The sequence below is a fragment of the Bilifractor sp. HCP3S3_D3 genome (assembly GCF_052063915.1).
In the GTDB taxonomy this organism is placed as follows: domain Bacteria; phylum Bacillota; class Clostridia; order Lachnospirales; family Lachnospiraceae; genus Bilifractor.
On record NZ_JBQHWP010000069.1, the window covers coordinates 1 to 325 of the forward strand.

Genomic DNA, 325 nt, shown 5'->3' on the forward strand with positions numbered 1-325 from the left:
ATTGTGCTTTGGATTTCTTTTTGGAATCGTTTGTGTATTCAGTTTTCAAGGTACGTATCTGGCTTTATCAGCCATACCAGCCGAAAAGTTTATCTTCTCAGCTCGTATCACTGGTAAAGTTTTTCGCTTTCCCAGCAGCAGGTGATTTCCGCTCTTATAAGAAACTTGCACTCCTATCTTATAAGGAGAGATCTCCACTTGCTTTATTGTATGCTTATTTGTTGTAAGGATGCTGGCGGCCGCCTATCTTTCCATACTGTCTCCGGCATAGTATTTTCGGCCGCCCGGGTCTTAACCATCGTGTTCGGAATGGGAACGGGTGTCT

The 325-nt window shown here is 44.0% G+C and carries 1 protein-coding gene and 1 rRNA gene; one reads left to right on the forward strand and one right to left on the reverse strand.

Annotated features, from left to right (window positions below; genetic code table 11):
• The coding region (locus tag ACTNDI_RS14070) for a hypothetical protein (protein ID WP_441101578.1) at positions 1 to 227 on the forward strand (227 nt) is incomplete at its 5' end.
• A gap of 3 nt (positions 228 to 230) precedes the next feature.
• Here ACTNDI_RS14070 and rrf read toward each other — a convergent pair.
• A 5S ribosomal RNA gene (gene rrf / locus ACTNDI_RS14075) occupies positions 231 to 325 on the reverse strand; the annotation flags it as partial.